1 protein-coding gene is annotated in these 950 nt (G+C 68.2%); it reads left to right on the top strand.

Translation table 11 applies throughout. The annotated features are described in order from the left end of the window. On the top strand, positions 1-950 hold a 950-nt coding region (locus tag EN925_RS37415; protein ID WP_245487448.1), incomplete at both ends, for an FGGY-family carbohydrate kinase.

The raw sequence follows: 950 nt of genomic DNA, 5'->3' as shown, positions 1-950 counted from the left end.
GACCTATCTGGCGCATGAAGAGGCCGGCTGGCGGCGCGACTTCTTTGCGCTCGTCGGCCTCGGCGATCTTTTCGAGCACGGCAATTTGCCGGAAAAGGCCAGTCCGGTCGGCGCTTATATTGGCCAACTGACCGCCCAGGCAGCGGCCGAGCTTGGGCTGAGCGAGAAATGCCGGGTCGGCGCCGGCGTCATCGATGCCTATGCCGGTGCGCTTGGCGTGCTCGGCGGCTTTGCCGGCGACCAACAGGACATCGGCCGGCATTTGGCGCTGATCGCCGGCACGTCGAGCTGCGTCATGGCGATGTCACCGGATCCGCAGCCCTTCGCCGGCGTCTGGGGTCCCTATTACGGCGCGGCGCTGCCCAGGCTGTGGCTGTCGGAAGGCGGCCAGTCGGCGACCGGCGCCCTGCTCGACCACATCATCCGCTGGCACGGCGCCGGCGGCGAGCCGGATGCCGCCATGCATGCGAAGATCGCCAGGCGTGTCACCGAGCTGCGCGCCACCGAGGGCGACAACCTTGCCGCGCGGCTGCATGTGCTGCCCGATTTTCATGGTAACCGCTCACCGCTCGCCGATCCGCATGCCGTCGGCGTCGTCAGCGGGCTGACGCTGGACTCCTCCTTCGACAGCCTGTGCAAGCTCTACTGGCGCACCGCCGTCGGCATCGCGCTCGGCGTGCGCCACGTGCTGGAGGCGCTGAACGAGAACGGCTATCTGATCGATACGCTGCATGTCACCGGCGGCCACACCAAGAACCCGCTGTTGATGGAGCTCTATGCCGACGCCACCGGCTGCACGGTGATCGAGCCGCTGGCCGACGAGGCGGTGCTGCTCGGCACCGGCATGATCGCCGCCACCGCGGCCGGGCTGTTTCCCGACCTCAACGCGGCCTGTCTTGCCATGCAGCAAGGCGGCAGGACGCGCGCGTCGAACCCGAAATCATCAGGGC

The organism is Mesorhizobium sp. M7A.F.Ca.US.006.04.2.1, assembly GCF_004022915.1.
Classification (GTDB): Bacteria; Pseudomonadota; Alphaproteobacteria; order Rhizobiales; family Rhizobiaceae; genus Mesorhizobium; species Mesorhizobium ciceri.
This window is presented reverse-complemented; position numbering and strand designations above follow the sequence as displayed.